The organism is Amycolatopsis pigmentata, assembly GCF_042684065.1.
Lineage (GTDB): Bacteria > Actinomycetota > Actinomycetes > Mycobacteriales > Pseudonocardiaceae > Amycolatopsis_E > Amycolatopsis_E pigmentata.
Genome location: NZ_JBHUKR010000007.1, coordinates 586423 through 605479, shown reverse-complemented (window position 1 = coordinate 605479; position 19057 = coordinate 586423). Strand labels below are relative to the sequence as shown.

General features: G+C 66.2%; 18 protein-coding genes, 1 tRNA gene and 1 pseudogene. 7 read left to right on the top strand and 13 right to left on the bottom strand.

Annotated elements, in window-relative coordinates; all coding sequences use genetic code 11:
• Nucleotides 1-23 precede the first annotated feature (23 nt).
• The 3 genes from grpE to ACFSXZ_RS15825 form a co-directional block, all read right to left on the bottom strand.
• Nucleotides 24-716: a nucleotide exchange factor GrpE gene (gene grpE / locus ACFSXZ_RS15835; RefSeq protein ID WP_378265781.1), complete on the bottom strand. Its 693-nt coding sequence runs from the start codon at nt 714-716 to the stop codon at nt 24-26.
• A complete protein-coding gene (gene dnaK, locus ACFSXZ_RS15830) occupies nt 713-2584 on the bottom strand; it encodes a molecular chaperone DnaK (RefSeq protein ID WP_378265780.1) in 1872 nt (623 codons plus the stop codon). Before dnaK ends, grpE begins: the two co-directional genes overlap by 4 nt.
• Before the next feature lie 166 nt (nt 2585-2750).
• The gene (locus ACFSXZ_RS15825; RefSeq protein ID WP_378265779.1) at nt 2751-3362 is read right to left on the bottom strand and encodes a DUF4097 family beta strand repeat-containing protein; all 612 of its coding nucleotides are present in this window, start codon (nt 3360-3362) and stop codon (nt 2751-2753) included.
• 187 nt (nt 3363-3549) lie between these two features.
• Between ACFSXZ_RS15825 and ACFSXZ_RS15820 the strand changes: the two genes are divergently transcribed.
• Nucleotides 3550-4089, top strand: a complete 540-nt coding sequence (locus ACFSXZ_RS15820; RefSeq protein ID WP_378265778.1) for a YbhB/YbcL family Raf kinase inhibitor-like protein — start codon at nt 3550-3552, stop codon at nt 4087-4089.
• Here ACFSXZ_RS15820 and ACFSXZ_RS15815 read toward each other — a convergent pair whose 3' ends face one another.
• Both ACFSXZ_RS15815 and ACFSXZ_RS15810 read right to left on the bottom strand, forming a co-directional pair.
• Nucleotides 4090-4650 carry a TetR/AcrR family transcriptional regulator gene (locus ACFSXZ_RS15815; protein ID WP_378265777.1) on the bottom strand — a complete coding sequence of 187 codons (561 nt, stop codon included), beginning with the start codon at nt 4648-4650 and terminating at the stop codon, nt 4090-4092.
• The gene (locus ACFSXZ_RS15810; protein WP_378265776.1) at nt 4647-4970 is read right to left on the bottom strand and encodes a DMT family transporter; all 324 of its coding nucleotides are present in this window, start codon (nt 4968-4970) and stop codon (nt 4647-4649) included. The genes ACFSXZ_RS15815 and ACFSXZ_RS15810 overlap by 4 nt, the downstream gene beginning before the upstream one ends.
• Before the next feature lie 131 nt (nt 4971-5101).
• Here ACFSXZ_RS15810 and ACFSXZ_RS15805 point away from each other — a divergent pair, with 131 nt between their 5' ends.
• From ACFSXZ_RS15805 to ACFSXZ_RS15785, 5 genes are all read left to right on the top strand, one after another.
• Nucleotides 5102-7333 carry a (Fe-S)-binding protein gene (locus ACFSXZ_RS15805; protein ID WP_378265775.1) on the top strand — a complete coding sequence of 744 codons (2232 nt, stop codon included), beginning with the start codon at nt 5102-5104 and terminating at the stop codon, nt 7331-7333.
• An 89-nt stretch (nt 7334-7422) separates the two neighbouring features.
• The gene (locus ACFSXZ_RS15800) at nt 7423-7848 is read left to right on the top strand and encodes a DUF742 domain-containing protein (RefSeq protein WP_378265774.1); all 426 of its coding nucleotides are present in this window, start codon (nt 7423-7425) and stop codon (nt 7846-7848) included.
• 44 nt (nt 7849-7892) lie between these two features.
• Nucleotides 7893-8867, top strand: coding sequence for a cation diffusion facilitator family transporter (locus ACFSXZ_RS15795; RefSeq protein ID WP_378265773.1), 975 nt, complete (start codon nt 7893-7895; stop codon nt 8865-8867).
• A 38-nt stretch (nt 8868-8905) separates the two neighbouring features.
• A complete protein-coding gene (locus ACFSXZ_RS15790) occupies nt 8906-9520 on the top strand; it encodes a TetR/AcrR family transcriptional regulator (RefSeq protein WP_378265772.1) in 615 nt (204 codons plus the stop codon).
• 133 nt (nt 9521-9653) lie between these two features.
• Nucleotides 9654-11258 carry an acyl-CoA dehydrogenase family protein gene (locus tag ACFSXZ_RS15785; protein ID WP_378265771.1) on the top strand — a complete coding sequence of 535 codons (1605 nt, stop codon included), beginning with the start codon at nt 9654-9656 and terminating at the stop codon, nt 11256-11258.
• Nucleotides 11259-11274: 16 nt separating this feature from the next.
• Here the strand turns inward: ACFSXZ_RS15785 and dcd are convergent, their stop codons facing one another.
• Together dcd and ACFSXZ_RS15775 are read right to left on the bottom strand one after the other, a co-directional pair.
• The gene (dcd, locus tag ACFSXZ_RS15780; RefSeq protein ID WP_378265770.1) at nt 11275-11856 is read right to left on the bottom strand and encodes a dCTP deaminase; all 582 of its coding nucleotides are present in this window, start codon (nt 11854-11856) and stop codon (nt 11275-11277) included.
• 29 nt (nt 11857-11885) lie between these two features.
• On the bottom strand, nt 11886-13076 hold the full coding sequence (locus tag ACFSXZ_RS15775) for an oxygenase MpaB family protein (protein ID WP_378265769.1): 1191 nt from the start codon (nt 13074-13076) through the stop codon (nt 11886-11888).
• Nucleotides 13077-13164: 88 nt separating this feature from the next.
• On the opposite strand from ACFSXZ_RS15775, the gene ACFSXZ_RS15770 reads away from it, so the two are divergent.
• Nucleotides 13165-13235, top strand: a tRNA-Gly gene (locus ACFSXZ_RS15770).
• 66 nt (nt 13236-13301) lie between these two features.
• Here the strand turns inward: ACFSXZ_RS15770 and ACFSXZ_RS15765 are convergent.
• From ACFSXZ_RS15765 to ACFSXZ_RS15740, 6 genes and pseudogenes are all read right to left on the bottom strand, one after another.
• A pseudogene (locus tag ACFSXZ_RS15765) lies at nt 13302-14012 on the bottom strand (cell division protein FtsK); the annotation flags it as partial.
• A 557-nt stretch (nt 14013-14569) separates the two neighbouring features.
• Complete coding sequence (locus ACFSXZ_RS15760; protein WP_378265768.1) at nt 14570-14869, bottom strand: GntR family transcriptional regulator; 300 nt, start codon at nt 14867-14869, stop codon at nt 14570-14572.
• Between the two features lie 14 nt (nt 14870-14883).
• On the bottom strand, nt 14884-15339 hold the full coding sequence (locus ACFSXZ_RS15755; protein ID WP_378265767.1) for a hypothetical protein: 456 nt from the start codon (nt 15337-15339) through the stop codon (nt 14884-14886).
• Nucleotides 15340-15460: 121 nt separating this feature from the next.
• Nucleotides 15461-16672: a helix-turn-helix domain-containing protein gene (locus ACFSXZ_RS15750; protein ID WP_378265766.1), complete on the bottom strand. Its 1212-nt coding sequence runs from the start codon at nt 16670-16672 to the stop codon at nt 15461-15463.
• Nucleotides 16672-16974, bottom strand: coding sequence for a putative quinol monooxygenase (locus tag ACFSXZ_RS15745; protein WP_378265765.1), 303 nt, complete (start codon nt 16972-16974; stop codon nt 16672-16674). The genes ACFSXZ_RS15750 and ACFSXZ_RS15745 overlap by 1 nt, the downstream gene beginning before the upstream one ends.
• Before the next feature lie 107 nt (nt 16975-17081).
• On the bottom strand, nt 17082-17720 hold the full coding sequence (locus ACFSXZ_RS15740; RefSeq protein ID WP_378265764.1) for a hypothetical protein: 639 nt from the start codon (nt 17718-17720) through the stop codon (nt 17082-17084).
• Nucleotides 17721-19057 lie beyond the last annotated feature (1337 nt).

Below are 19057 nucleotides of genomic sequence, written 5' to 3'. Positions count from 1 at the left end.
GTCATCTCGTCATCCTTCTTCTTTCAGCTGGAGCTTTCATCGCCGTTCAACGGCAACTCGCCTTCGTCCGGTGAGTCGACGGCCCGCGGTTCCGGTGCGGGCTCGTGATCGGTGACGCCGACCAGCGCCGCGCGCAGGGTGCGATCGCCGAACCGGTAACCGCGGCGGAGCACCGTGGTCACCGTCGGGCCTGCCACGTCCGGCGAGGTGCTGTGTTGCACCGCCTCGTGCACGCTCGGGTCGAACGGCTCGCCTTCCTTGCCGAACGGCTCGAGACCGGACCGCTGCAGGCTCCCGACGAGCTTGTCGGCGACCGCCTTGAACGCACCGGTGAGGTCGCCGTGCTGCTCGGCCCGCTCCAGGTCGTCGAGCAACGGCAGCAGGTCGGAGACCACGGAGGCCTTGGCCGACGCGATCACCGCCTCCCTGTCCCGCTCGACGCGCTTGCGGTAGTTGGCGTACTCGGCGTGGAGCCGCTGGAGATCCGCGGTGCGTTCGGCGAGCTCCTTCTCGATGTCGGAGGTCACCTCCACGGCTTCGTCCACAATGGACTCCCCGAGGGAGGGACCGGACGGGCCGGCCTCCTCGGACTCGGGCTCCGGCTCCGGCTCCGGACGCACTTCGCCGGTGTCCGGGTCGATCTTGCGGCGGTCCCGCACGATCAACGGTTCGGCCGGCTCTTCCGTCTCTTCGGTCTGGCGGTGTTTTCCGGTCACTTCTTGTCGTCCTCGTCGACGATTTCGGCGTCCACGACGTCATCGGCCTTGGCCTGCGAACCCGAGGCACCCGCCGAAGCCCCGGCGGACTCGCCGCCCGCGGCGCCCTCGGCCCCGCCCGCCTGCTGAGCGTTCGCGTAGAGCGCGGTACCCAGTTCCTGGGAGGCGGTGTTCAGCTTCTCGATCGATTCCTTGATCTTGGCCGTGTCGGTGCCCTTGAGGGCCTCGTTGGCCTCGTCGATCGCGGTCTTGACCTTGCCCTTGATGTCTTCCGGGAGCTTCTCGTCGTTGTCCTTGACGAACTTCTCCGTCTGGTAGACCAACGTCTCGGCCTGGTTGCGGGTCTCCGCCTCCTCGCGCCGGGTGCGGTCCTCCTCGGCGTGCGCCTCGGCGTCCTTGACCATCCGGTCGATGTCCTCCTTCGGCAGCGCGGAGCCACCGGTGATGGTCATCGACTGTTCCTTGTTGGTGCCCAGGTCCTTCGCGGTCACGTGCACGATGCCGTTGGCGTCGATGTCGAAGGTGACCTCGATCTGCGGGACGCCGCGGGGGGCCGGCGGAAGGCCGGTCAGCTCGAACATGCCGAGCTTCTTGTTGTGCGCCGCGATCTCGCGCTCGCCCTGGAACACCTGGATCTGCACGGAGGGCTGGTTGTCGTCCGCGGTGGAGAAGATCTCGCTGCGCTTGGTCGGGATCGTGGTGTTGCGCTCGATGAGCTTGGTGAACACGCCGCCCTTGGTCTCGATGCCCAGCGACAGCGGGGTCACGTCGAGCAGCAGGACGTCCTTGACCTCACCCTTGAGCACACCGGCCTGCAGGGCCGCGCCGACCGCGACGACCTCGTCCGGGTTCACGCCCTTGTTCGGCTCGCGGCCGCCGGTCAGCTCCTTGACCAGGTCGGACACGGCGGGCATCCGGGTGGAACCGCCGACGAGTACCACGTGGTCGATCGCGCCGACCGAGATGCCGGCGTCCCGGATCACGTTGTTGAACGGCTGGCGGGTGCGCTCCAGCAGGTCGTTGGTGATCCGCTGGAACTCGGCGCGCGACAGCGTCTCGTCCAGGAACAGCGGGTTCTTGTCCGAGTCGACCGTGATGTAGGGCAGGTTGATGCTCGCGCTGGAGGAGCTGGAAAGCTCGATCTTGGCCTTCTCCGCGGCCTCCTTGATGCGCTGCAGCGCCATCCGGTCCTTGGTCAGGTCGATGCCGTGGGACGCCTTGAACTTGTCCACCAGCCAGTCCACGATCCGCTGGTCCCAGTCGTCACCACCGAGGTGGTTGTCACCACTGGTGGCCCGGACCTCGACCACACCGTCGCCGATCTCCAGCAGCGACACGTCGAAGGTGCCGCCACCGAGGTCGAAGACCAGGATGGTCTGTTCCTTCTCGCCCTTGTCCAGGCCGTAGGCCAGCGCCGCCGCCGTCGGCTCGTTGACGATCCGCAGCACGTTCAGCCCGGCGATCTGGCCGGCCTCCTTCGTCGCCTGCCGCTGGGCGTCCTCGAAGTAGGCGGGGACCGTGATGACCGCGTCGGTGATCTCCTCACCGAGGTAGGACTCGGCGTCCCGCTTGAGCTTCATCAGCACACGCGCGCTGATCTCCTGCGGGGTGTAGGCCTTGCCATCGATCTCGGTCTTCCAGTCGGTGCCCATGTGCCGCTTCACGGACCGGATGGTGCGGTCGACGTTGGTCACGGCCTGGTTCTTCGCCGGCTGGCCGGTCAGCACTTCGCCGTTCTTGGCGAACGCGACGATGGACGGGGTGGTACGGGAGCCTTCGGAGTTGGCGATGACCGTCGGCTCGCCGCCCTCAAGGACGGCTACGACCGAGTTGGTCGTGCCGAGGTCGATGCCGACCGCTCGCGCCATGGTGTGTTCCCTCCTGAACTTGCTGTATCGTGCCCGACTTGAGCGGGACCCGCTCAAGTTTTATCCCGGGCGTCCCGGTCGAGTCAAACCAGACTTGAGTCAGTCTCGCTCAACCTTCTGTGCAGGGTAACGGCCGAGGGCGGCGGCTTGTTCCCGGCACCGGATTTCACCTTTCGCGCACCGTCACGTCACCACTCGTGGTGGTCAGTTCGAGCAGGTGCGGTGACGACGGGTCGGTGGCCGCATCGATCCGGCGTTCGCCGCTGGTGCTGTCGCCGGTGACCTGGTAGCGGTCGTGCGGCACGAACAGGCGGATGGCACCGCTGGTGGTGCGGACGCGGACGTTCTGCGGATCGGTGAGCGTCACGTCGACATCGCCGGAGGTCGCCGACACGTCGACCGGTCCGGTGCCCTGCAGCCGGATCACGCCCGAGGTGGTCGAACCGGTCACCGCGGTCCCGCGCGGCACGGTCACGTCGTAGTCCGTGGAACACGAGTTGCCGCACGGCGGAAGCACGAGCTGATCGCCTTCGACCCGGAAGGTGTCGCCGGGGCGCGAACGGCCGTGGTAGCCGAAATGTTCATGGACCGTGGTGGCGGAGCCGTCCGCGGTCCGGATCCGCACGGTCGAGGACACCGCGTCGATGCGCACTGTCCGGATCGGTTGGGTCAGGCGTGCTTCCGCGTCGGCACGCGAGGGCCACCACCAGCCGACCCCGATGGCTACGCCGATACCGATGAGGGCCATTCCGGCGATGGCGAGCGCGGCTCTGCCCATTTGCTGCCTCCCCAGTCAGTTTTCCTGTGCCCGGAACGCTAAGTGGGCGGGCCGCGACCGGGCATCAGGGACCATCCCTGGTTCTTCCCGGAGGGCGACCCCTGGTCCTCGCCCGGTGGGTCGCCGTCGGCGCCCCTAGTCTCTTGGTTGCCGGATCTTCGTGACCCTTTCCCGACGAGGAGGATTGATGCCCCAGTCACCCAATCCCTATGACTTTCTGCCTTCGCTGCCGGGCTTCACCTTGCGCAGCAACGACATAGCGGAGGGCGAGACGCTCGCGACCCCGCACCTGAGCGGGATCTTCGGAGCCGGCGGCGAGGACCGTTCACCCCACCTGGCGTGGGAGGGTTTTCCGAGCGAGACGCGGAGCTTCGCGGTCACCTGTTACGACCCGGACGCGCCGACGGCGAGCGGGTTCTGGCACTGGGCGGTCTTCAACATCCCGGCGTCGGTGACCGAGCTGGCCTCCGGTGCGGGTGACGAGAACGGGTCCGGGCTTCCCGAGGGCGCTGTCACGCTGGCCAACGACGGGGGACTGCGGCGCTTCCTCGGCGCCGCCCCGCCGCCCGGGCACGGCCCGCACCGGTACTTCTTCGGTGTGCACGCGGTGGACGTCCCCAAGCTCGACATCCCGGAGGGCGCGACCCCCGCGTTCCTCGGCTTCAACCTGTTCAGCCACGCCATCGGCCGGGCGCTCTTGATCGCGGTCTACGAGAACAAGGGCTGACTAGGGGGAGCTGAGTAGGCGGTCGACGACGGGGCGGAGTTCCTCCGCGGTCGGGGGCTCGTCGTCGATCAAGCCCTGGATGAGCAACCCGTCGATCCCGGCGAGGAAGGCTCTCAACGCGACCAGGTCGTCCGGCCGGACCATCGAGGTCAGCACGTCCAGCCATCGCCGCGCGGCGGGGCGGAGCTCCGGTCGGCGCGCGGCCAGGAGGTACAGCTCGTACTCGGCCATCGTGCGTCCTCGGCGCGGGCCGAGCGCCTCGGCGAGCAGGCTCGCGACCTCGTCGGCGCCCCGGCTGCCGCGCGAGCGGGCGCGGTCGATCATCCAGTACACCTCGGTCGCCATGTCGTGCGCGCAGGTGATCAACGTCGCGATCAGCAGGTCGTCGAGGCTGGTGAAGTGGTAGGTCGTCGAGGTGGTGGGCACTCCCGCCTCGGCGGCGACCGACCGGTGCGTGACCCCGGCCACGCCGTCCCGTTCGATCACCCGCAGTGTCGCGTCGATGAGCGCCCGGCGCCGCTTCTCCCCACGTTCCTTGCGCCCGTCACGCAGGCTTTTCACCGTGTGGCCCCCACTTCGATCAGCACGACCCCGCCGACCACCAGGACCAGGCCGCTGATCATGACCAGGTTCACCGGCTCGTGCAGGAACAGCACACCGATCAGGGCGACCGCGGCGACGCCGATCGCGGACCACACGGCGTAGACGACGCCGATCGGCAGGCCCATCTTGAGCACTTTCGCCAGCGCGACGAAGGAAACCGCGTATCCGGCGACCACCACGATCGACGGGGCGAGTTTCGAGAAGCCGTTCGACAACTTCAGTGAGACGGTCGCGGCGACCTCGGCGGCGATGGCCAGCGCGAGCAGCAGGTAAGGCATCTCACCAAACTACCTGAACGATCGTCCCAGAAAGAGAGAGTCGCGCGCCACATCCGCGAGACTTCCCGGAACTTTTGGATTACTCATGAGTAACTCGGTCCGGTAACGACCATCGAAGGGGCTTGCCAATCATGGGTGTTCTGCAGATCACACTTGGAGTGGTCGGGGTCGCCGCCAGCCTTGCCGCGTGGGCCCTGTTCTTCTCGGGCGTGTGGCGCATGGTCCGGATCATCCGGCTGGGGCAGCCGGACGCCACCCGGAACGGACCGTTCGGAGCCCGTCTGCGCACGCTGATCCGCGAGTTCGCGGCGCACACGCGGATGAACAAGTTCCGGCACGTCGGCCCGTGGCACTGGCTGGTGATGTGGGGCTTCCTGCTCGGGTCGCTCGCCTGGTTCGAGGCCTACGGCGAGACCTTCGACCCCAGCTTTCACTGGCCGGTCTTCGGCGCGTGGGAGCCGTGGCTGCTGCTCACCGAACTGCTCGGCCTCGGCACCGTCGCCGGCGGGGTGGCGCTGGCCGTCATCCGCCAGCTCAACCACCCGCGCCGTTCGGGCAGGAAGTCCCGGTTCGCCGGCTCGAACCAGCGCCGGGCCTATTTCGTCGAGGCCGTGGTCATCATCGAGGGGCTCGGCATCCTCGGCGTGAAGGCGTTCAAGATCGCCGCCGGTGTCGAGGATCCGGCGCTGTGGAGCAGCTTCGTCACCAAGCCACTCGCCACCCTGCTGCCCGCCAGTACCGCGGCCGTGACCATCACCGCGCTGGTCAAGCTCCTTTCCGGCATGGTCTGGCTGGCCGTGGTCGGGCGCACCCTGACGATGGGCGTCGCCTGGCACCGGTTCAGCGCCTTCTTCAACATCTACTTCAAGCGCGAGGACGACGGTGGTGTCGCGCTCGGCGCGCTCAAGCCGATGATGAGCGCGGGCAAGCCGATCGACTTCGAAGAGGCGGACCCGGAGAAGGACGTCTTCGGTGCCGGGCGGGTCGAGGACTTCAGCTGGAAGGGCTGGCTCGACTTCACCACCTGCACCGAATGCGGCCGTTGCCAGTCGCAGTGCCCCGCATGGAACACCGGCAAGCCGCTCTCGCCGAAGCTGGTCATCACGCAACTTCGCGACCACGCCTACGCCAAGGCGCCGTACCTGCTCGCGGGCGGCAGGAAGGACATGGCGGGCGAGGAGATCGGGCTCCAGGGCGCGACCGAGGAGGAGCGGCACGCGGGCATCGACGTGCTCGCCCTCGCCGAGGCCGGGCGTCCCCTCGTCGGCGGCGCCGACGAGTCCGGGGTCATCGACCCCGACGTGCTGTGGTCGTGCACCACCTGTGGCGCGTGCGTCGAGCAGTGCCCGGTGGACATCGAGCATGTCGACCACATCGTCGACATGCGCCGCTACCAGGTGATGATCGAGTCGAACTTCCCCAGCGAACTCAACGGGATGTTCAAGAACCTGGAGAACAAGGGCAATCCCTGGGGCCAGAACGCCAAGGACCGGCTCGCCTGGACCGAGGGGCTCGACTTCGAGGTGCCCGTGTTCGACGGCGAACTGGGTGACGCCGAATACCTGTTCTGGGTCGGCTGTGCGGGCGCCTTCGAGGACCGCGCCAAGAAGACCACGCGCGCGGTGGCCGAACTGCTGCACATCGCCGGCGTGCGGTACACCGTGCTCGGACCCGAGGAGACCTGCACCGGCGACCCGGCCCGGCGCGCGGGCAACGAGTTCCTGTTCCAGATGCTCGCGCAGCAGAACGTCGAGGTGCTCAACTCGGTGTTCGAGGGGCGTGACCAGCGCAAGATCGTGGTCACCTGTGCGCACTGCTTCAACACTTTCGCCAACGAGTATCCCCAGCTCGGGGGGGACTACGAGGTCGTGCACCACACCCAGTTGCTGAACCGGCTCGTGCGGGACAAGCGGCTGGTCCCGGTGGCGCCCATCGCCGACGACGTGACCTACCACGACCCGTGTTATCTGGGCCGCCACAACAAGATCTACGAGGCGCCGCGGGAACTGGTCGGCGCCACCGGGGCGAACCTGCGCGAGATGCCGCGGCACGGCGACCGCTCGATGTGCTGTGGCGCGGGCGGCGCGCGGATGTGGATGGAAGAGAAGATCGGCAAGCGGATCAACCTGGAACGGGTCGACGAGGCGCTGGGCACGGCGCCCACGAAGATCGCCACCGGCTGTCCGTTCTGCCGGGTGATGCTCACCGACGGGGTCACCGCGCGGCAGAACGAAGGGATGGCGACCGAGCGGACCGAAGTCGTGGATGTCTCGCAACTGTTGCTCGCCTCGGTCAAGCGCGCCCCGGCGGAAGGGCCGAAGGCGTTGCCGAATCCGGAAGCGGATCCTTCGCGAGCCAACTGACGACTCGACAAGCGGGTTATTCTGTTCTCTCGCAGCCGACGCAGCCCGCGAAGTACTGCAGCCTGCGCGCGAAACGGGGAAAGAGGACGATGAGCGATCCCACCGGCCACGGCCCGGCCGACGAGCCGGTGCGTGGCGTACGGGTGGGCAGCCGGATCGAGGGGCTCGACGACGTTGCCGGACCCCGGGTCCGTCCGTACGTGCTGACCCGGGGCCGCACTCATTCCGTCTACGAACTCCGGCTGGAAACGATGGTGTCGCTCCGCGGCGACGCGAAGTGGGAAGGCGCGGCGCTGAGCGCGGAGTACCAGCCGGTACGTGCGCTCTGCCGGTCCCCGCTTTCGGTCGCCGAGGTGGCCGCGAAACTGGCCGTCCCGATCGGCGTGGCGCGGGTGCTGCTGTCGGACATGGCCGAGTTGGGCCTGATGCACATCCACGGCACCGAGCGCACCGCCGAAGGCAGGCCGCCGATGGGTCTGATGCGCCGCGTGCTCGACGGTCTGAACAAGCTCTAGTTTCTTGCGCTGTAGGTGTCCCTTTCCTCCCCTACGATCATCTGGTGAGCAAGGAAAAGGGGGAGAGCACCCTCACCGTTGTGCTCGCCGGCGCGGTCAATCTGGCCATCGCGATCATGAAGGCGATCGCCGGAATCATCACCGGGTCCGGAGCACTGCTTTCCGAAGCCGCGCACTCCGTCGCCGACACGATCACCGAATTGCTCCTGCTCACCGCGTTGCGCCGGTCCAGCAAACCGCCGGATCGCGTGCATCCCTTCGGCTACGGCAAGGAGCGGTACTTCTGGTCGCTGCTCGCCGCGGTGTCGATCTTCGCTTCGGGCGCGCTGTTCGCGTTCTACCAAGGCTTTTCGACGATCTTCGGTGAGGAGCACGAGCAGACCAGTTCGATCATCGGCTACGCCGTCCTGGGGCTGGCGTTCGTCCTGGAAGCGATTTCGTGGACGCAGGCCCACCGGCAGGTGCGGCGAGAGGCGGCCGAGCAGAAGAGATCCGTGCTGGAGTACCTGAAACTCGTCGACGATCCCGCGCCGAAGACGGTCTTCCTGGAGGACTCGGCGGCGCTCGTCGGCCTCGTGTTGGCGTTCGCCGGGATCGCGTTGGACCACCTCACCGGGTCGGCGGTGTGGGACGGGCTCGCTTCGATCGCCATCGGCGTGCTGCTCGCGGTCGTGGCCTACATCCTCGGGCGCACCAACCTTCGCCTGCTGGTCGGCAGGCAGGCCGACCCGGTCCTGGTACGGGGCGTGCGTGATCTGCTCGCCGCCGCGCCGGAGATCGAGGTCGTGGTCGATCTCCAGACCATGCTGCTGGGCACCGACCAGGTTCTCGTGTGCGCGCGGGTGGACTTCGACGACGCGCTCGGCGCCGCCGATGTGGAACGGGCCTGCGTCCGGCTGGCGGACGAGCTTTCGCGGACGTGCGGGGACGTCACCGAGGTGTTCATCGAACCGGTGCCGAGGACGGATCCGGCCTTGCGTGCCGCTGTTCTCGCTCGCTACGGCAACCCGGTCACCTGACCTTGCGTGAAGCACTGAATCAGTGCTTCAGTGTAAGGGTGCCGTACCGCCGCACCCCGCGCGTCCAGGCGCGACTGGATGCCCAGCGCGCCGCCGTCCTCGAAGCCGCCACCGAACTGCTGGCGGACCGGGGCTACGCCGGTTGTTCGGTCGCCGCGGTCGCCGAACGGGCCGGTATCGCCACCGGCAGCGTCTACCGGCACTTTGCCGGCAAGGCGGAGTTGGTCGTCGAGCTGTTCCGCGGCGTGGTCGGCCGAGAGGTCGAAGCCGTGCGCGAGGCGGCGATGCTGCCCGGCGAACCGGCCGAACGGGTCGCCACCATCTTCGAAACCTTCGCCCGGCGCGCGCTGAAAGCACCGCGTCGCGCCTACGCGCTGCTCGCCGAACCCGTCGACGCCCCGGTGGAAGCCGAGCGCGTGGTGTTCCGGCGGGTTTTCCGCGAGGTCGTCACCGAGCACATCGCCGAAGGCGTCCGTAGCGGCCAGCTGCCGCCGCAGGATGCCGCGTTCACCGCGGCCGCGCTGGTCGGCGCCGCGACGGAGATGCTCGTCGGACCGCTCACCACCAACGACACGGCCGGAGAACTGCGACCGTTCATCCTGCGGGCGCTGGGCGGAATCAATGCTGGTGTCGAGCCGCGGCAGCCGAAGTGACACCAAAGCGCGCCGTCTAGATCCGCTATCGGGGCGGCAGGGCGCCTATCCGCACCGGCGACGGTGCTGTCAAGGAGCGCCCTGTCGACACGATCGCGGGGGCGCGCAAACTCGCGAAATAAGAGGAGTTCCCATGCCATCCACCCATGAAGTCACCAACCAGGTACCGCCGCTGGTCTATGACGTGGCGGACGATCCCGCGCTGCTCGATGGCGTGCGCCGGGAAGGCGCGGGCTGGGCCGAGGAGGAGCTGCACGAGCTGGGCCGGCTGGCCGGTAGCGAACAAGGCCAGGAGTGGGGCCGTGTGGCCAACGAGAACCCGCCCGTGCTGCGGACACACGACCGGTACGGGCATCGGATCGACGAGGTCGAGTTCCATCCGTACTGGCACGAACTCATGCGAGTGGCGGTCGGGCACGGTCTGCACGCGGCGCCCTGGCGGGACGACCGGGCCGGGGCACATGCCGCGCGTGCAGCGAAACTGCTCGTCTGGAACCACACCGAAGCCGGCCACATCTGCCCGATTTCGATGACCTACGCGGCGGTTCCGGCGTTGCGGCACACCGCCGCGCTCGCCGACGTCTACGAAGGACTCCTCGCCTCGCCCGAATACGACTTCGGCCTGCGTGTGCCCACCACGAAACGCGGCCTGATCGCCGGCATGTCGATGACCGAAAAGCAAGGCGGGTCGGACGTGCGCGCCAACACCACCACCGCGACGCCTTCCGGCGACGGCTACGTCCTGACCGGGCACAAGTGGTTCACCTCCGCGCCGATGTCCGACCTGTTCCTGACGCTGGCGCAGGCGCCCGGTGGCTTGTCGTGTTTCCTGTTGCCGCGCGTGCTGCCCGACGGCACCCGGAACAAGATCTTCTTGCAGCGCTTGAAGGACAAACTCGGCAACCGTTCCAACGCCTCGTCGGAGATCGAATACGACGGCGCGTTCGGCTGGCTCGTCGGCGAGGAGGGCCGGGGCGTGCCGACCATCATCGAGATGGTCAACAACACCAGGCTGGACTGCGTACTCGGCTCGACTTCGCTGATGCGGCAAGCGGTTGTGCAGGCCGTGCACCACGCCTCGTATCGCCGCGCGTTCGGTGAGTACCTCGTCGGACAGCCCGCGATGGCCAACGTTCTCGCGGATCTGGTGGTGGAATCCGAGGCCGCCACCACGGTCGCGATGCGGCTGGCCGGCGCCACGGGTGATCCGGAGCAGCAAGCGTTCCGCCGCCTCGCGCTCGCGGTGTCGAAGTACTGGGTGTGCAAACGCGGTCCGGTGCACGCCGCCGAGGCACTGGAATGCCTGGGCGGCAACGGTTATGTCGAGGAGTCGGGCATGCCGCGTCTCTACCGTGAGGCACCCTTGTTGTCCATTTGGGAGGGTTCCGGCAACGTCGCGGCCCTGGATGCCTTGCGCGCCATGGGAAAGCAGCCCGAATCGGTCGAGGCGTTCTTCGCCGAGGTGGAACTCGCCACCGGTGCCGACGCGCGGCTCGACGACACGGTGTCCCGGCTCCGGAAAGAACTGTCCTCTTTGGATGATATCGAATTCCGTGCCCGGCGCCTGGTCGAAACGATGGCCTTGGTGCTGCAGGGTTCCCTGCTGGTGCGCCATGCCCCGCCCGCCATCGCCGACGCCTTCTGCGCGTCCCGGCTCGGTGGCGACTGGGGCATCGCGTTCGGCACCCTGCCCCCGAGGGTGGACACCAAGGCGATCATCGACCGCGCGGTCGCCTGACGAGCCGCCCGTTGGCCTAGCGCCAGGTGTCGACCCGGTGGAAGTTCTTGTACGCGCGGCTCGGCGTCGGGCCGCGTTGTCCCTGATAACGCGAACCGGCCTGGGTCGAGCCGTACGGGTGCTCGGCCGCGCTGGTCAGCCGGAAGAGGCAGAGCTGCCCGATCTTCATGCCCGGCCAGAGCGTGATCGGCAGGTTGGCCACGTTCGACAGTTCGAGCGTGATGTGACCGGTGAAGCCGGGGTCGATGAAACCGGCCGTCGAGTGCGTCAGCAGCCCCAGCCGCCCGAGCGACGACTTGCCCTCCAGCCGTCCCGCGAGGTCGTCGGGCACGCTGACCTGCTCGAAGGTCGACCCCAGGACGAACTCGCCGGGATGGAGCACGAACGGGTCCTCGCCCTCCTTCTCCACCAGCGAGGTCAGCTCGTCCTGCTGGAGCGAGGGGTCGATGTGGGTGTACTTGCTGTTGTCGAACACCCGGAAGTACCGGTCGAGGCGCACGTCGATGCTGGACGGTTGCAGCATGGCGGGGTCGAACGGGTCGATCCCGAGACGTCCGGCTTCGACCTCTTTGCGCAGGTCGCGGTCACTGAGCAGCACGGCCCCACCCTAACCTGGAGGACCGGAGGTCACGCGGCCCGCATGTGCCGCGCGTAGGTCTGGTCGAGCTTGACGATCTTGGCCAACTGGGTCAGGTACCGCTTGCGCTCGAGGTCACCGAGGAACTCCCGCACCACGGTCGCGCCCGGGATGTGCCGGCGCGCGGTCTCGGCGGCGAAGTTCGTCGCGGCCGCGACGAGCACCGCCACCTGCGCGATCGGCTCCTTCGGGATCTCCAGGAAATCCGCGTTCTTCTTGCCCAGGACCAGCCTGCTGATCGCCGAATGGACTCGCGCCAGCGTCCCGCCGAGTGGCCCGCCCGCCTCCTGGTGCGTACGGACGAGCGCCCTCGCGAGTCGCTTCGAATCCTCGTCGGGGATGAACTCGGTCTCGACCAGAAGCCAGAAGAGCCGCCACGCATCGTCCTCGTCCGCTGGGAGGAGTTCCTCGTCGACACCCAGCAACCACCCGGCGTAACGCCAGAGGTGCAGGATGTCGGAGCGTTCCCGGTCTGTGTAGCGGACGCCGAGAACCTGGGTGCCGAAGACGAAGACGAGCGAGAACAGCAGGAGCGTGCCGGCCGTCTGCACCTGGTTGACCGGCTGGTCCCAGGCCTCGTAGTCCCAGTCGGGACGGCGGTTCATCGCGGCCCGGACGTGGGCGTGGACCACCCTGACCCGCACAGCGGAGGCGTACCCGACCTCCCCGCGACGGAGGTTCCCCGGCGTGGTGACGTCGATCCACCACGCCGCGGTCTCGATCAGCCTGCGGCTCGCCCTGCTGTCGATCTCCCCGGTGCCGACGAGCGACTTGGTCGCCCTCGAGGCGAGATAGCCGCCCATCAGCGACATGTCACCGAGGGGAAACAGCCCGAGGAGGCCGGTCCGGGTGATCGCCTTGGCGCCCCGCTCCACCCGGTCGTGGTCGACCCAGTACGGCGCCGACTCCACTTCACGGAAGAAGGCTTCAAGCTCCTCAGGCGGGTTCTCGAGCGCTCCGATCCCGCTCCGCAGCGCCCTTTCGAACAACTCGCGCCCGTCCGCCCGGCGCCCGAACATCGCCACCACCGCGTCGGCGAGCGGGTCGGTCGCCTGCGCGAACCGGCGGAACCAGCGCACCTGCTGCTCGGTGCCGCGGATGTCGTTGCGGATGAACACCCGCGAGGCTAGCCGGAAGCTCCCCTGGCGGAAGAGCTCGGGATCAGGAAGCCGCTCGTTCATGACAACGATCGTTGTCACTTGCCGGGAACGTGTCAAGAACAGGGGTGCACCGGAGGGGAAGCGCGCGCCGTGTATGCTCTATGGCGCTGCGGATGTAGTTCAATGGTAGAACATCAGCTTCCCAAGCTGAGAACGCGGGTTCGATTCCCGTCATCCGCTCTCTATGCGAAGGCCCAGGTCAGAAGATGTCTACTTCGGACTTGGGCCTTTGTTGTTTCTAGATCAACTCGCGAGCAGGTCACGGCGTTGGAAGTCGAGGGACACCACATTCGGCGCGACCTCCCGCACCTGGCAACGTGCGACCTTCCGGGCCGACGCCAGCGGCCGGGCGGCCTCGTCGAAGTCCTCCGGTTTCTGGCCGGGCACGAGTTCCACCCGCACCTCATCCCAGGACGGCCCCGACTTCACGCCACGGACGCGAGGTATCCGCACGCGGGCGTTGTCGCGGTCTCGGCTGATCTTGCGACGGCCGACAAGCGTCACGGTCACGTCGACTGGCACGGTGTCGTCCTTGACCGACAACCCGCAGGCGTGCAACCAGCCAGGCAGTTTCGGTGCGTAGACCGTCCAGCGTTGCCACCACGACCGCAAGGCACGTCCGGCCCACTGGTCGAACGAGACCAGGTCGACCCACCGCCACACACCCAGCACTGCCACCAGCGCAACGAAAGTGGTCGCGAGCGAGACCCAGCCCAGCCAGCGACACCAGGCCACGAGGGTGAGCACGGCGAGGCTGGTCCGAGGATGCGTCACGATCTGCTTCGCTGCCCAAACCAGCCCTTTGACCAGCCACCACAAGGCGAGGAAGACGACCGCGGCGGCCGCGAGGGTCTCGGCGATCGCGGCGAGGGCCTTGCCGAGTTTGTGCAGCACCCACACCACCACCGCCAGGCCGAGCCCACCCACGAACAGGACCGCGAAGGCGTGCGCGTTCATCGCCGACCACCCGCCTTCGCCACGATCGGGAGAGGCAGGCGTCCGGCACAGGGGGCACACTCGGTGTCGCCGGGCGCGAGCCGGGCGAATTTCTTACCTGCGGCGCACCGCTGCGTGCCGCGACTCGTTGACAGGCGCGGGTACGCGTTGTCTATGGTTCCCACTTGTCTGCTCCATCTGGTGTGGACAGCGCAGAAGCGGAGAGAAGGTATGGGCACCGTTTCCGCTTCTGCGCCTAAACTTTGAATGGAATCCGCACGAGGGCGCGTTTCATCGCCGCACGAACCGCGTGCGTTGAGACTGTCGACTGTGGACGCTTATTAGCTGTGGTTCAGAGACCTTCGGCCGGTGAGGCGCAGCTCTTGCACACGCGGGCTTTGTCGCGGACCACGTGTCTGGACTGCCCGCACAGCCAGCAGCGTCGGCGCACCAGCCATTTCCGCCGGTGGCCCCGTAACCTGGAAGGCACCACTATCACCTCCCTCCCCGAGGGATGTGGGTGGAAGGCACGGGGACGGACGGGCCGTCGAATTCCTGCATCCGTCCCCGTGCCGGACTCAACCGCCGTGCCCGGGTTGCCGTGCGGTCACGTACGTTCCCTTTGACCGCAACGTGATCACCAGCCCGCGCTCCCGCAGAATTTGTGTCGCGCGCCGGGCCGTGCCCAGGGACACCTCGTACTCGCGCGCCAGCTCCGCCTCTGCCGGTAACCGCCGGTGGTAGCGCAGATCACCCGACTCGATCCGAGCCGCGAGCTGTGCCGCCATCCATTGGTAGACGTAACCCGGCCCGTCGCCCGGTCGTTCGGCCTGGTCAGCGTTGTCCTGCTGTGACGAGGGCAGATCTTGCAAGGTCATCCGTGATCGCCCTCTCACGCGGCCTTGGCCGACTGCTCACCCGCACCAGCCTTGGACGACCGACCGCCACCGCTGGCCACAGCCTTGAACCCGGTCGCGCGGAACAGGAACGACTGGTACTTGAACTCGCCGTTGCCCGCCACGCGCGGTTCAGCCGTCAGGCCGTCGAGTTCCACCGGCCGCATGCCCGGCAGCACCTCGGAGGTCGTCGGCACGGGCTGCACGTCCGCCAACAGCGTGACCTCGAAAGAAGCCCGCTTGGCGTTCGGCTCGGACGGGTCGGTCACGGCCACCTTCCACTGCCGCTTGCCTGTGATCTCGTCAACTCGCTGCCGGGTCGCACGACCCGCCGCCCGGTCCTCGCGGGACTGGTATTCGGTGTCCGGCGAGACCTCGCCGACCATCACCAGCCCCTGCGGGAACGCCTCATCGAACTGGATTGAGAATCGATGTCCCCTGGAAATCGCCATGTTCTGCACCTCTGCGTCTTGGTCTCTTCGGGAGCCCTGGTCGGGCTTGTATAGACCAAGTTGCCCGCACTTCTGGTGCGGGTCAACACGAGAAGTGCGGGTATCGTATAAAAAGTGCGGGTTAGCTGGTAGCTCCGATCTGCTGGGCAAGTTCTCGCAGCTCAGGAGCGTTGCCGTAGTCGGTGCGCAGCGCGTCTCCGAGCAGTTCGTGCACCAAGTGATGTGTCCGGACCTGCTCGGGCGCGATCTCAAAGGCCTGCCGCAGCGCCCCAGTGAGTTCGATTGCCTGCCGTCGTTGCGCATGTGCCCGAGCCACGTCGATGAGCAACCGGCCCTGACGTTCCGGCGACATGTGCGAGGTGTCGGCCTTGGCTGCGACCCGGAGAGCCCGGCCCGCGTCGCCCAGCTCGACGGCCACGTTGACTTCGTGCAGAAGGACGTTGGTCGGCCCGAACTCGGTGTTGTAGTCGTTGCGGTCCACGCCGAGGAACGATGCCGCCTTCCGCGCCTGGTCGAGGAAGCCGTAAGCGTCCTCTGCGTGGTTCAGTCGAGCCGACGCCACCGCGAGTTGGAGATACAGCGCCCCGCGCATCGCGACTGCCTCCGGCTCACCCGCCTCGACCATGCGGCCCAAGGCATTCACCGCAGTCTGCGCCGTTCGCATGGCGAGGTCCTGGCGGCGAGCGTTCTGGAACACGATCGCCAGCCGGAAGGCGCCGGCCGCCATCAACAGCGGGTCGTCCGCCTCTTCTGCCGCCGAGATGGACCGGTCCACCGCGACCCAGGCCGCCGCCAGCTCGTCCATCTTCGAGAGCACACCCGCCGCAGCGTGGTATGCCTTCGCCTTCGCGATGCACGCCCGGCGTCGGTCTTCGCCCGTGGCCTTGCGCGAGGCGTACTCCAGCTCCGGGATCAGCGTCCCGAGCAACTCGCTCAGGTTCTCGTACTCCGACCCGTGCGCGAAGTCCCACGCCTGTTCAGCGCGGGCGCCGAGCGCATCAACGTCCACCGGGGCCTTGTCGGACAGCACTGCTTGCAGCGCATCGCTCGACGACAGAGCCAGGCTCAGGCTGGACGCGGCCCGCGGCTTCTGCGTCGTAGCCGCGACGACGTTCTCTTCGGGAGCCAGTTCACCGATCGGCACTTCCAGCGCTTCGGCTAGCGTCTCCAGGACCGACATGCGGTCAATCCGGCGAGCACCTCGCTCGACCTGACTGACCCAACTCTCGGACCGGTCGATCTTCGCCCCGAGTTCCTTCTGCGACAGCCCGCGCCTGGTCCGATGCGCGGCGACCCGCCGACCGAGCGCCTTCGCATCACTGGGCAGCGGCATCAGAAGCCCTTGCCAGTCGGTGCATCCAGGAACTCGACCCGGACGCCGGTCAGGTACTGCTCACGCTCGGCCAGGAACCGCTTCGTGTGCTCGTTCTGTTCGTGCTGGTCAAAGGCCTCGCGCGACTCGTACAGCTCGTAGAAGACCCGCGACAGCGGAGCGTCCTTGACCTTGTGCACCGCGTAGATCAACGTTCCCGGCTCGATGTCCCTGATCTTCGGCGCTGTCTCGGCAACCAGGGCGTCGAAGCCCGCCGCCGCAGGGGCATCTCGCAGGTAGAACCGCGCTACCAGTGCAAACATGTCAGCTCCAATCGTTGATCCGCACTAATAATACCACCTAGTATATAAGGTACCAACATGCACACTTTGATGTACTGTCAGTCTGGCTATGTACGACATAAAACGCTTCATAGTCGCTTGTTGTAAATGTGGCGACGCCGGAATCTGGGGACGGGGTTGAGGCCTACGGCGTAGCGCTCCGCTTCAACCTTCCACTGATCCCAGAATAGACCTAGCAGCTTAACTGATTGCTCAAGGCTGTCAAATATTTCGCTGGCTGATGATATTTCTTCATTTGATGCATCAACTTCATCTAAAATAGTTAAACTCGTCTCAAGAATAGAGGCCAATCTCAATATGATGTTTGCCTGAGTGTGAAAGTTGGTCTCGCTTCGGTGCACGATGAGGCCTGCTACCTTACTTTCGAGACCATTGAGCGAGGATCTATATGTCTGGATCGATTCCTGGATCATTGATTCCAGCTTGATGGCAGCCTCGCGTTTGCTCGTTTCTGGAATCCGACCCAGGATTTCATTTCGGGATCTCGCTGTGGTGACAGCACTTCGAGCACTGTTTACGACTTCGATTAGCTGCGCAGACAGCTCGCGATAGCCATTGACTACCTCGCGATAGTTTTCCGCGTGAATATTCTGTAGAGCCTCTCGGCTTTTCTGCGAGCGAGTCGCAACGATGCCGACGAGGACGCCAACTAGGGAGCCGATCCCTATCGTCTTTACGTATTCCAAGGCTATTTGCCAGGCAGGCACCCGTTCTCCTTGCGGTGGCTTTCGTTGGGTGAGAAATTCTCTGTTGACTTTTTGTGATTACTTCTTCGGTCGAGTGCACAAAGAACCCGCTGTTCCGTGCTTATACTTCCTTCACCTTCCGCTGTTAGGAGTTAGGGCTAGGCCGAGTCCTCGATCGACTCCTTATATCGTTTTATGGAATCATTGGTCCAGGGAATTGAATAGAGAAACCGGTGCTCGGAAATCCCTTTACGTGATTTGATCCAACGTGTCCCAGTGCGTACCCATCCAACAAGATCGGCACGAGTCTTTTTCTCTCTTTTGAGGAGCTCGTCCGGGTGATCTGAAGGCCACCGAATATAGACCTCTCCGCCTGGTTCAACCCGTATGGGATCGTTCTTGTGAGGATAATCAAAGATCATTCGTGCGCGTCTCGGTACCATGTGTCGGTAAATTTGGGAGCGCAAGAATGGTGTTCTCGAATCTAATCGACGGGACTGAATTCCCAAGTGGAAATCTAATACGGTAACAGTTTGCCTTCCGGTATTGGCTACAATTACCAGATAGGAGCAATGTTCGCCGGACTCGACACCGAGCGGGCGCTCCCATCCAACCCTAACCACCAATCTCGGCCCTGAGTGAACCCAAGAAACTATTTGCCAAGTAAGAGTGATGCAGGACAAGCCGAAGGCAAGCCAGGAAACTGCTGACGAAGCACTCATATAGGCACCTTATCGACGCCGCTTGTGCCCCCGCTTGTGCCATGCTGCCGAACTTGGCTCTATGGGATCAAGGCGCGCCGCCAGCGGCGGCGCGCAGTCGGCCCGTCACCTTCACGGCCGTACCCGACTTACCCGGCGCGACACGTCCGGGCCTGCCGCTCCGCTCCGGCCCGGCGCGCCGCGCGGCACCAACGCCGAAGGTGGCCGGCAGCGCGCCACCGCCAACAGCGCACCGAGTCCGGAAAGGGCAACGTGACAGCCTCCACGAGGCCGCGATGATCGCGCGGGTATTCGGCCTGCTCAAGCAAGCCCGGCAATCGACGCCTGGTGCCGCTCCGCGCCACCGTTCCGTCAAGCTCCGTTGTCTTCAGCAACCTCTCTCGGTGCTTTACTGCGTTCAGATCCGGATGGAGGCCGTCTTACCTTGCCAGGAGCCTGGTTGGCCGGAGCCAAGGCACTCTGAAAGCTAATGAGATCAGCCCGCATGGCGTGCGAGCACTTCACCCAATACGTCAGGGGATCCTTTGCATTGCGTTTCCGCTGCTCGTATCCGAAGTACCACGGGTCCGCGAGTGTGAGGTAGCAAGCACAGTAACTTCCCCATAGAACGTCGGCGGCTTGGCAAACAGGCGCCGG

Coding starts and splice junctions, on each gene's coding strand:
- dnaK (WP_378265780.1), bottom strand. CDS start 2,584: ATGGCGCGAGCGGTCGGCATCGACCTCGGCACGACCAACTCGGTCGTA.
- ACFSXZ_RS15800 (WP_378265774.1), top strand. CDS start 7,423: ATGAGCGATCCCACCGGCCACGGCCCGGCCGACGAGCCGGTGCGTGGC.
- ACFSXZ_RS15820 (WP_378265778.1), top strand. CDS start 3,550: ATGCCCCAGTCACCCAATCCCTATGACTTTCTGCCTTCGCTGCCGGGC.
- ACFSXZ_RS15805 (WP_378265775.1), top strand. CDS start 5,102: ATGGGTGTTCTGCAGATCACACTTGGAGTGGTCGGGGTCGCCGCCAGC.
- ACFSXZ_RS15750 (WP_378265766.1), bottom strand. CDS start 16,672: ATGCCGCTGCCCAGTGATGCGAAGGCGCTCGGTCGGCGGGTCGCCGCG.
- ACFSXZ_RS15810 (WP_378265776.1), bottom strand. CDS start 4,970: ATGCCTTACCTGCTGCTCGCGCTGGCCATCGCCGCCGAGGTCGCCGCG.
- ACFSXZ_RS15760 (WP_378265768.1), bottom strand. CDS start 14,869: ATGACCTTGCAAGATCTGCCCTCGTCACAGCAGGACAACGCTGACCAG.
- ACFSXZ_RS15755 (WP_378265767.1), bottom strand. CDS start 15,339: ATGGCGATTTCCAGGGGACATCGATTCTCAATCCAGTTCGATGAGGCG.
- ACFSXZ_RS15745 (WP_378265765.1), bottom strand. CDS start 16,974: ATGTTTGCACTGGTAGCGCGGTTCTACCTGCGAGATGCCCCTGCGGCG.
- ACFSXZ_RS15825 (WP_378265779.1), bottom strand. CDS start 3,362: ATGGGCAGAGCCGCGCTCGCCATCGCCGGAATGGCCCTCATCGGTATC.
- ACFSXZ_RS15775 (WP_378265769.1), bottom strand. CDS start 13,076: ATGAACGAGCGGCTTCCTGATCCCGAGCTCTTCCGCCAGGGGAGCTTC.
- ACFSXZ_RS15785 (WP_378265771.1), top strand. CDS start 9,654: ATGCCATCCACCCATGAAGTCACCAACCAGGTACCGCCGCTGGTCTAT.